Origin of the sequence: Candidatus Alcyoniella australis, assembly GCA_030765605.1 — a bacterium.
Classification (GTDB): Bacteria; Lernaellota; Lernaellaia; order JAVCCG01; family Alcyoniellaceae; genus Alcyoniella; species Alcyoniella australis.
In genome coordinates, this window is the sequence record JAVCCG010000142.1 from 1 (window position 1) to 10,206 (window position 10,206).

General features: G+C 57.3%; 5 protein-coding genes. 2 read left to right on the forward strand and 3 right to left on the reverse strand.

The window, feature by feature from the left end; genetic code table 11:
• Nucleotides 1–618: 618 nt before the first annotated feature.
• From P9M14_17250 to P9M14_17260, 3 genes are all read right to left on the reverse strand, one after another.
• Nucleotides 619–2,709 (reverse strand): tetratricopeptide repeat protein, encoded by a 2,091-nt coding sequence (locus P9M14_17250; GenBank protein ID MDP8257495.1) that lies wholly within the window; start codon nucleotides 2,707–2,709, stop codon nucleotides 619–621.
• Nucleotides 2,710–3,134: 425 nt separating this feature from the next.
• Nucleotides 3,135–4,631: a hypothetical protein gene (locus P9M14_17255; GenBank protein ID MDP8257496.1), complete on the reverse strand. Its 1,497-nt coding sequence runs from the start codon at nucleotides 4,629–4,631 to the stop codon at nucleotides 3,135–3,137.
• Between the two features lie 133 nt (nucleotides 4,632–4,764).
• Complete coding sequence (locus P9M14_17260) at nucleotides 4,765–6,030, reverse strand: OFA family MFS transporter (GenBank protein ID MDP8257497.1); 1,266 nt, start codon at nucleotides 6,028–6,030, stop codon at nucleotides 4,765–4,767.
• A 623-nt stretch (nucleotides 6,031–6,653) separates the two neighbouring features.
• Between P9M14_17260 and P9M14_17265 the strand changes: the two genes are divergently transcribed.
• Entirely contained in the window at nucleotides 6,654–8,231 is a 1,578-nt protein-coding gene (locus P9M14_17265) for a hypothetical protein (protein MDP8257498.1), read from the forward strand.
• A 12-nt stretch (nucleotides 8,232–8,243) separates the two neighbouring features.
• On the forward strand, nucleotides 8,244–9,674 hold the full coding sequence (locus P9M14_17270) for a hypothetical protein (protein MDP8257499.1): 1,431 nt from the start codon (nucleotides 8,244–8,246) through the stop codon (nucleotides 9,672–9,674).
• The last annotated feature ends 532 nt before the right edge of the window (nucleotides 9,675–10,206 follow it).

Consider the following 10,206-nt stretch of genomic DNA (forward strand, 5'->3'; position numbering starts at 1 on the left):
AAACATTATGTCAACTACACGACTTCAGGCGTAATTTTCCAATCGCCGTCCGAGATTCAGTTTTCAATGAGCACCTTTATATTTTACCAGGGGATGGGGAGGTGTGTCAAACGCTATCTTACATGACGGGTGAAATTTGGCGTTACAACGTAGACCCTTCACTTCGTTCAGAATGACAGCCCGCGTGCGACTGATAGCGTCATATCGCATTGATATCATACGAGAAACCGTCATACTGAGGCTCAGGCGAAGGATCTACGTGCGCACGTGGAATTTGTCTATAATGGACGATTGGTGGTTGTAGAAAGTAGATTCTTCACTTCGTTCAGAATGACAGCCCGCGTGCGACTGATAGCGTTATATCGCATTGATATCATACGACAAACCGTCATCCTGAGGCCCTGCCGAAGGATCTACGTGCGCACGTGGAATTTGTTTATAATTGGCGCAGGGTGGTTGTAGGGCGTAGACCATTCACTTTGTTCAGGGTGACAGCCCGCGCGCGACTTACAGCGCTATATCGCATTGATATCATACGACAAGCTGTCATCCTGAGGCCCCGGGCCGAAGGATCTACTTCACGTATGCTGAATTTGATGTGAATTGGCGTAAAACGTCCTACAACTTGCCGCGCAGAATTTCGAGGTTGCGTTGTGCCCTCTCGACATTGGGCTTGGCTCCGATGCGCTCGAAGATCTCCAGGGCCTGCTGAACTAACTTAAGTCCTTCATCCTTTTTTCCCATCTCAAAGAGTAACAAACCGATGGTGCTATAGCTCTGCCCAATGCCAAGCTGATTCCCTAAACCAATCTCGATCTCGAGGCTCTGCTGGTATTGCTCCAGGGCGGCGGCGTTATCGCCACGCTTCTGATGGATCATGCCGATCTGGTGGAGGGTCCGAGCAACTCCCGCCTTATCGCCAATCTCGCGTTCAATTTTGATGCTCTGCTGGTATTGCTCCAGGGCGGCGTCCAAATCGCCGCGCAGATAATGGACGTTGCCGATCTGGTGGAGGGTGCTGGCCTCTCCCTCCTTGTTGCCGATCTCGCGTTTAATTTTGATGCTCTGCTGGTATTGCTCCAGGGCGGCGTCCAAATCGCCGCGCTGCTGGAGGATCATGCCGATCTGGTGGAGGGTGATGGCTTGCTCCATTTTAGCGCCCAGCTCGTCGAATATCTCTTGCGCCTGCTGGTATTGCTCCAGTGCGGCGTCCAAATCGCCGCGCAGCTGATGGATCACACCGATCAGGTGGAGGGAGGTGGCGACGTTACGTTTATCATCTGCCTGTTCAAATATCTCCCTACATTCGTCATGCATGCGGATGGATTCCAGGTATTCGCCTTGGTTCTGTAGCATGATTGCCAGATTGCCCAGTGATGCCGCGCCATCTTTTCCCAAGCTGCGGGCGCCGCGGACTAGGTCGGGAAGCATCTGCTGGACCGAGACCAGGAAGTCGGTATCTGATATGTCTCTTTCGGCTGCAAGATCGCGGTCGATGAACAAGGTGTACTTGGAGAGTTTTTCAGACCAGCGGTCTTGATCGGCCTTTTCCCAGATTGTCTCCCTGATCAGCGCGTGGATCGTGTAGACCTCGACTCTCTGGTAGTGCGGCACTTTCCCGCACTCGACCAGGCTGCGGCGGCAGAGGCGGTCGAGAACTGGAATGGGCTCGTCAAGCACAGCTATAAATCCGGCAGCCTCGGCAGTGAACGGCCCCTGAAAGATCGATACCGCCTCGATCAGTCGGCGCTCGTCAGCGGAGAGCGCGTCCAGGCTCAGAGATAGAGAGCCCTCAAAACTGCTGAGGCTAGGGTCTACGTTCGCAGCGTGCGCCTTGGTTATCAGGTTCCGCGCCTGTTTAACAGCCTGATCTGGTTTCAGGGATGACTCGGCCAGATAGCCGCCGATCAGGCGACAGGCTAAAGCATGGTCAGAAAGCTTGTCCGCGATCTCGGACAGCACAGCAGCCTTATAGTCCTCTTGCTTGATGGACAGTTCGTCTCGAATGACAGCCACCGCAGGCTCTCGGTCAAGGGACGGAACTTGGATAGTTTTCTCTCCGGTTAAATGCGTGGGAGCCTCTCGGGATGTGATCAGCAGGGTCGCGTTTGGACTTATTCGGTTGAGAAACCCGAGCAGCGCGTCAGCGTCAGTATCGCCGTGTTCCTGGGCGTGCAGCACGGTCTCAAAGTTGTCCAGGATCAGCAGGCGGCGGGCATCGGCTAAGCCATTGAGCACACCAGCCTTCAGATCTTTTTCGGATAGCCCCTCTATTACACCCTTGCCCAGAAGCCGCTTACCGATCTCGGTGAGGAAATTTTGCAGGGTTGTGTCGGTCTTGAAGCTGAAGCCCCAGACAGCGTCGAAACGGTCCTTGGCCCGCTCGGCCGCCTTGCACGCGAGCACTGACTTGCCGATGCCGCCCATGCCCAGCAGGGTCAGCACGCGATGCTCTTGCAGCAGCGCCTCGATCGCGTCCAATTCCTTTTCCCGGCCATGGAACGAGGACGTGGTGTAGATGGCGGAAAGGTCGAAGGTGGTTGGTGGTTTTGGCTCAACAACGGGAGGATCGGGTGCTAATGTCTTGGGCTCATTTTTATCTTTATCATGGGCAAGAATATACTGCTTGCGTTCGTAGTAGAAGACTCCAATACAAGTAACAACCAAGACAGCTATACCAAGGGCTATTTGCATAATTACCACGATCACCTTTAATAATATTTATTCGCCGTATGGTCAAGTTATTCTGTGGAAAAGAGAAAAAAAGATGGGATCAGGACCGGCAGGCGGGAGTCGGTGCTAACCCTGACACGGCGTGGGAGTAGAAAGTAGATCCTTCACTTTGTTCAGGATGACGTACTGCGGGCGATGTGTAGGGTTATATCGCATTGATATCGTGCGCCAATTGTCATCCTGAGGCCCAGGGCCGAAGGATCTACGTGCGCACGTGGAATTTGTTTATAATTCACGTAGGGTGGTTGTAGGACGTAGACCCTTCACTTCGTTCAGGGTGACAGCCTGCGCACGACTGACAGCGTTATATAGCATTGATATCGTGCGCCAATTGTCATCCTGAGGCCCTTGGCCGAAGGATCTACGTGCGCACGTGGAATTTGTTGTGAATCGACCGCTTGTCACCCGCAGCAGCCCGAGTCTTTGTCGTCTACGTCCTCGTTGTCGTCCTCCCAGAATCCGTGATCATCATCGTCATCATCATCATCGTCGATGTCATCATCGTCGATGTCATCATCATCGATGTCATCATCGTCTTCGCCGCCTTGGTCGGGCATGTAAATGGTCCCGGCAACATAGACGTGTGACTGGTCGTCAACGGTCAGCGCATTGAGGCCCATGTAGGAAAAATCTAGATTCGGCAGATAGCTTATCGTCTCGAGCAGCTCGCCGTCCGTGCTGTAACGCAGGTAACCCAGGTACTCTCCGCCGAGTATGATCAAATCGCCATCGGGAGAGAGAGAGAGAGCCGACCTTGTCAGGTAGGAGGTCTCCGGCAGATATTCAGACCATTGCAGCTCACCATCGGGATTGTATTTTACCAACGCCATACAGACATTGTTATCGTCGCTTTCACAGCAGGGACCGGTAACGTAGGCGTTGCCCTGATCGTCCAAGGCCATGGCCGATTCCTGGTTCGTGTAGTACTTCGACGAACCGCGATCCTCCCCGTTGTTTAGATAGAAACCATCGGACCACAGCAGGTCGCCGTTGGGATCGTACTTCAAGGTGTTGCAATGTCTCTTGTCGTCCATGCCCGTGACGTAGGTGTTGCCCTGATTGTCCACGGCGATCGCCGATCCATAATCGTTGCCTGGGCCGCTGTCGTACGTCGCGCCCCATTCCTCGACGCCGTCAGCGGAATATTTCAGCGTGATGAAACCGGTCTGGTCCGACTCGTCGATCAATAATCCGGTGAAATACAGGTTGCCCTCGTGGTCGACCGCCGCATCCTCGGGTTGACAATAATCGCCGTAGCCTTGGATGGTAGCGAGCCACTGCTGGTTGCCGGAATAATCGTATTTAACCGCCCGGCATGCTTGGCCGTATGTCCGTTGTCCAAGGGCGAAGAAGTAATCGTCAGCGTCGGCAACCAGCACCTCTCCTTTAGCACTTCGATGGTCGGGGATTGCAGTCCACAGCAGGTTGCCGTCCTGGTCGTATGAACAGGTCTCCATCCAACCCTCGTCCGAATTGCCGGTGGTGATCACGCCGCCCTGGGGTGCGGGGAGAAGATCGTAGACAAGTTCGTTTATCCAGAGCTGCCAATGGTCCCCGCCATCCGCGCTTACACTCATCAGCGACGAATTATAGTCGTTGCAGCGCGATGTAAAGCTGTTTCCGGAGCTGTCCAGGGCGAGGGAGATCTCGGAATCGTCCTCATACGAATCACTAAAATACATGTCCCACAGCGGCTCGGGATCGCTGTTGATTAAAAACTTGGCGAGCACGAAGTAGGTTTCTCCGGGCGATGAGTCGCCCAGCGCCGGAGAGCTTAGAAGGCCAATCGCCAGGCAGATCAGCAGCAGCGCGGGAAAGAACTTCCGTGATCGCGCCCAGGATCGGGAGGCTGGTCGGATTGTACGGCGATGGCGGCTTGCGGTCCCCTCGTGCTTCATGATTTCAACTCCGCCCCATGGATAAGATTAAAATAACACAACGCATAAGGCGGGAGAAGGATTTTTTCAGGGAAATAAAAAAAGGGCCCGACCGCAATGGCCGGGCCCTGGTAAGGACTATCGCGCTAGGTGCTTAGGCCTGCTTGGGGGGCTTGACCATGCTGATCACGCCCGCGGCCGCCAGGCACAGCACGCCGCAGATGGTGAAGGCCAGGGCGAAGTTGCCCATGTCGCCGAGCTTGCCGCCCAGGATCGGGCCGAAGATGCCGCCGATACCGTAGGCCAGGAAGACCCAGCCGTAGTTCTGGCCCACGTACTTGGTGCCGAAGGTGTCGGCCGTGATCGTCGGGAACAATGCGAAGTTGCCGCCGAAGTTAAAGCCGATCAGCGTGGCGAACAGGAACAGCGTGGCCGGGGTTCCGGCCATCCATTGGAAGAGAATCACGAACACGCCCTGGGTGGCCATCATGATGATGATCGAGGGCTTGCGGCCGATCTTGTCCGAGATCATGCCCCAGGCGATGCGGCCGATGCCGTTGGCCAGGCTGAAGAACACGGCCATGGCCGTGCCCGCAATGGCGCTGGCCTTGATCGGGTCGATGCCGTTGGCGATCAGCGCCTCGGACGGGAAGAGCTTCATCAGGCCGATGCTCATCAGGCCCGCGGACGCGCCAAAGGCGAATGTCAGCAGGATCATATAGAACTGCGGGGTGGAGAGCATCTGGCCCGAGTTAAAGTCGACCGTGCCCGCCGCAGGTGCGCCGGCAGCATTGGCCGCGGGCGGCTTGTAGCCCTTGGGCAGCCAGCCCTCGGGCGGGAAGACCATCCAGATGCCGCCGATGACCACCGCGATCAGGAAGATCGCGCCGTAGAGGATGAACGTGCCGCTTAGGCCCAGGCTGGTCTCTTCAAGCAAATGGCCCCAGGCGCCCGCCAGCTTGACCCACAGCATGGCGCCGAAGCCGAAGCCCGCAACCGCCAGGCCGGTGATCATGCCTTTTTTGTCCGGGAACCAGCGCATGCCCACGGCGATCGGAACCACGTACGCCAGGCCGATGCCTGCGCCGCCGACCACGCCGACAAACAGGAAGGTCACCCAGAAGTTCAGCGGACCCAACAGCCCGGCCAGGGCATAGCCCGCGCCGAGCACAACGCCGCCGGCCATTGCCAGCTTGCGCGGTCCGAGTTTGGGCATCAGGCGTCCGGCGATCACCATCACGATGGCGAACAGCGCCAGGCCCGCGGCGAACACGTACTGCGTCTCGGTCTTGGTCCAACCGGCCGCTTTCAGCGGCGTGGTGAACACCGACCAGGCGTAGATTGCGCCCAGGCAAAGCTGGATCATGATCGCCCCGACCACGACCAACCAGCGATTCATCACTTTTTCACCGTTGCTCACGGGGAATACCTCCTCATATTATCGCTTGATGACTTTTCGGCAAACAGTCTAGTTGAAACGCCCGCTAAGGCGAATCGAAGGATCCTATGAAGCGCAGGCTATTATGTCAAGCATAAAATGAATGAATGCTCATTCAGAGAGGCACGGTCCGATTCCTCCGGCTGCCGCGCCGCGGGCTGTCCCTCAAAATTCTGATGTTAGGCTCACAAATTTATTACCAAACCGAAAGTTGATACGCTATATAAAGTTTAGAATATGCTTAATTAACAACACTGTCGTATATATCGGTGAGCCTGGCACTTAAATTGCTTAAAACTAATTAAATTGAATTGCATCCGCGGCAACGGGGAAAATTGCTAACCCGGATGCATGTTGGATCAGCAGGGAGGTGGCTAATGAAAGAGAAGAGAATGAAAAATCGTTGGGGCATGATGTTCTCGATCCTAATGATTTCTTTGATTTCGCCGGTGATGCTCAAGGACAACTAGCGTCGTTGCGTGTAAGTAACGAACAACAACCAGCACTTAATTAATATAATTCGATAGATCCGCGATAAGGCAAAGGACGCCATTCGTGCGTCCGGATGAAAAAATAGAAAAATCTGGGGCAATAAGGGGGGTGGCATGCGTGCTAAATGGACGGTTGCGCTCGCGCTGATGGTCCTGGCCGGTCTGATCGCCTGCGGATTGGGCTGTTCCGGACTGGGCGGCGACGGCGCCGACGCGGACGACGACGAGGATTACGATGACGATGAAATGAACGACGACGACGCCAGTGACGACGACGCCAGTGGCGACGACGATTCGGGCGACGATGATTCGGCCGACGACGATGATGACATCGAACCGCCTGATCCCGAGGAAGAGAGCGATCTGGGCCGCAAGCCGGTCTACTGCGACGGCGCACTGTACGTGCCCAATACCGGAGAGGATTACCTCAGCCGCATCGATTCCCAGACCCTGGCGGTGACCACGATCGAGGTTGGGCGGCATCCCGAGGTATTGCGCGCCACTGATGACTGCTCGGCGCTGCTCACGCTCAACACCGGGGACGATACGCTGAGCGTGATCGATACCAACGACAACAGTGTAAGCGAGCTCGATCTTCGGCCGGGGCTCAATCGGCTCGATGCTGCTCCGGGCGCACGTTACGCTTTGGCCTATCACCACTACGAGGGTGGCGACAAGGGCTTTTTCGAGGTCTCGATCGCCGACATCGCGGCTTCAAAGGTCAGTTCGTTGGCCATCGGCTTCTCGCCGGACTCGGTGTTGTTCACGGTCAACGATCACGCGCTGCTGGCATCGGAGGTGGATCTGGCGCTGATCGGTTTGGCGGACAGCTCGTTCGTCAGTCTGCCCAGCGGAATCAACGTGCTTCAGGGGGAGCGCATCAGCCGAGTCAAACTCACGGCCGACGGCCGTTACGCGCTGATCATGGTCACCGGCTCGACCGTGGTACGGGCTCTGGATCTAAGCGACTACTCGATTGAGCCGATCGAGCTGGGCTGCTACGCCACGGACCTCGATGTCGCGTCCCAGGGCGATTGTTCGCTGATCATTTGTCGCGAGGAGGGCCGGATCAACGTGCTGGACAACCAGACCCTCGAGCTGACGCAATTTACCACCGACGAGGTGATCGGCTCGGGCGAGCTGACCGCCGACGGCTCGCTGGCCGTGCTGTTCACCAACGCCCAGCAGATCGAGCGCGTGCATTTGCTCGATGTGGATGCGGGCGAGCTGCGGACCTTCCTTACGCTCAAACCGCTGAGTTCGGTTGCCATTGCGCCCGGGGACACCGGCGCGGTGCTGTTCCACCAGGGCGGAGACGGCGAGCCGATCGATCCCCTTGACGAGTATTTCGACAGAGTACAGGCCTTCTCGGTCATGAACTTCGATGACGGCCGGATCAACACTGTGGAGGTGCCCCAGAAGCCCACAAGCGTCTCGTTCGACGAACTGGGGCGTTACGGCATCGTGCCGCTGCCCACGCATAAGAAGGTCGCCTTGGCGCGAATCAGCAGCGGCATCGTCGACCTGATCAGCTCGCCCTCCAAGCCGGTGGACGCCGGAGTGATTGCCGCCGACGACTTGGCCTACGTGCTGCAGGACCACCCGCTGGGACGGATCAGTTTCGTCGACGCGACTAACCTGCAGATCCGTACGATCACCGGGTTTCTGCTCAACGGCGAGATCGAGCCCTGAAGGAGGTGAAGCATGCGACGGATGATTGCGATTCTATTAGTGCTGATTCTGGCCGCGCTGCTGGCCGCCTGCCCCGAAGAGGAGCAGGACCAGGGACGCGAGGAGGCCGGCGAGTACGTTTATCGAGCAGCCTTGTCCGCCGGACAGTGGGCGGTGATCGTCGATCCCTACGACAGCTCCCTGGAGCTGTTCGACCCGGCGAATACGGTCCACAGATCGCTGGCCGCGGCCCAGGAACTGGCTGACATTAAAACCGTTGCCAATGGCGAGACCCTGGCGGTGCTCGACGGCGCGGCCGATCAAATTCTGGTCGTCAATCCGGCGAACCAAAGCGTGGTCAGGACGATTGATGTCGGCGAAAGCGCCAATCGGCTGATCGTCTCACCCGACGGAGTGCACGTACTGGCGCTCTACGATCCCAACGCCGGGGAAGCGGACTACGGCGAGGGCGGAGTAATCAACTATTACGAGATGAATGTGGTCGACGCCCAGGCCGGCAGCGCCGTGGCGCTCTCCATCGACTTTACGCCGGACAACATTGCCTTTGCTCCCGCTGGAGACAGGTGTCTGCTGAGCAAGGACTACCGCGTGGTCTACCTGGACCTCGATACGTTGGAGACCTCGACCTTCCCGCTGTCGTTGGGCCCCGAGGATCCGCGCGAACCCAGTATGATGAGCATCAGCCCCGATGGCGAGCTGGCGCTGGTGCTCGCCGATAAGCTGCCCGATCTCTACGTGCTGGACCTGCTGGCGCCCTCGATCAACATCATCGACATCGAGCGCAGCGCCAGCGACATCGTGTTCATCCCCGAAACGCGCATTGCGCTGCTGACGATCCCCGAACTCTCGCGCCTGAGCGTGCTCGACCTGGATCAAGGGATGCTGGAGAACATCGACCTGACAATCAGTGCGGAGAGAGTGCTGCTCAGCGACGACGGCTCCCTGGCCGTGCTCTATGATCGCGGCGAGGACATGCTGCTCACCGTGGACTTGGCGGACTTTGACGTACAGAGCTATCCGCTGAGCGTCAACGTCAGCTCCAGTGTCGACGATCCGGTGAAGTTCATCGGCGAGGGAAGGCTGCTGGTGATCGGCAAGAGCGGATCAGGCGAGTTCGGGAGCAACGACATCAACCTGGTCGACCTCGAACGCAACGTGGCCGTGCCCATCGGCTTCCAGGGCGAGTTCGAGAGCTATGCTCTGGGAAACTCGACCATGGCCGTGGTGATGGCCCAGGAACGCAGGCTGGTCCGGCTGGACCTGGATACGCTGCAGGCCCAGTCCTGGGATCTGGGAACGTATCCGCAGAACGTGACCTACGTTGCAGGCGCACAGGCGTTCTGCGTTGACTACCTAGACGAGGAGGGCAAGGTGACCTTTGTCGGTGATCAAGGAACCGAGATCTATTGGAGCGATCGGGACTTCTTCAATCGCTGGAAATAAACGCCCGGCCGGATAGATCGCAGGCTGCGCGGCGGCGGCTTGGAGCCGCTGCAAGGCTCGCATATTTCCCGGATCGTTTAGCGTCGATCTATGCCGCGTCGCGGAGATTATCGTCGAGCCACATGCAGGTCACGTACGCGAGTTTTGCCCCGGCTCGAAGCCGGGCGACAGCTCGTTCAGCGCGTTCTCAAAGAAGTATTGTTCATCGAGACAAAATATTCCGCACGATTATCGGTCATAGATCGTGGCGTGGCACATGGCACCGCAAACTGAGCGCATCAGTCCACCCTCGGATGATCCGGCTTGGAGCCGGCCCGAAACTCGCGCACTGCGATTGTCTTTGAACATTGATCAATCCCGCGTCGCGGAGCGCATCGTTGGACAATGACTATGGTCCGCTCGCGTGCCTTGCTGCGTATACATGAAAGAGGGCTGTCCTCGAGGTCTGTTTGATAAAACAGCCTCAAACGTTAAACGTGCTCATACGACACAAACTTTGAGGAGGACAGCCCAATGCAACTTTACATCGGCC